This is a genomic window from Bacillus sp. 1021 (genome assembly GCF_014534735.1).
In the GTDB taxonomy this organism is placed as follows: domain Bacteria; phylum Bacillota; class Bacilli; order Bacillales; family Bacillaceae; genus Bacillus; species Bacillus siamensis.
The window spans coordinates 1-767 of the sequence record NZ_JACVSR010000017.1 but is presented as its reverse complement, the minus strand read 5'-3'; the positions used below and the strand labels follow the sequence as shown (position 1 = coordinate 767).

At 57.1% G+C, this 767-nt stretch carries 1 protein-coding gene; it reads right to left on the bottom strand.

Annotated elements, in window-relative coordinates:
• On the bottom strand, window positions 1–767 hold a 767-nt coding region (locus ICW23_RS18700; RefSeq protein WP_188154921.1), incomplete at both ends, for a polyketide synthase dehydratase domain-containing protein.

Sequence of the window (767 nt, the reverse complement as noted above, 5' to 3'; positions counted from 1 at the left end):
TATGTCCTCCGCATTCATTCCGCAATACAGCGTCACGTATCTGAAAGACTCTTCTTGTCCGCCTTCACCCGGCGGTGATTCCTGCCACTTTGGCTGAAGCAAGAGCGGTTTTTCCTCCGTTTCCTCTTCCAGAAAACGGGCGGTGAGTCCCGTCAATCGGACACATACCGCGCCGTTTTCATCACACAGCTCAATATGATAGGCGCCGTCCGCTGAGGAAAGCACCGCCCACATCGTCTCACGACACGCAGAAAACACCTGTATATCCTGCAGGGCAAACGGCAGAAACGGCCGTCCGGACGCGGAACCGTCTGAGAGCACGAGACCGATAGAAGCCTGAAGGGCGGCGTCCAGCATGCTTGGATGCAGGATGAACGACTCCTTTTCTTCGCAGGCGGACGGCGGAAGAGTGAGCTTTGCGAGCACTTCTCCGCTCCCGGCATAGACGGCGTCAAGCGTCTGATGAGACGGTCCGTAGGAAATGCCGAGGCTGTCGAATGCTTCATAGCACTCAGCCTTTGACATACGCCGGCCGCCGCAGCGCGCCTGAACCGCTTCCACATTGAGTACCGGAGCACGCTCCGTCTCTTCGAGCACGGCCTTTCCCTGGAAAAAGACAAGCGGCTCTTCTCCTTCGGCATACGCTTCAAAAGCGATGTCTCCGTTTTCTTCCGGCTGAAGCTTTACATGAAGCGTCACTCCTTCAGAAAACGCCGTCACCGGACGGAGCCAAACGATCTGTTTGAGCCGGACACCCGCTTTCCCGC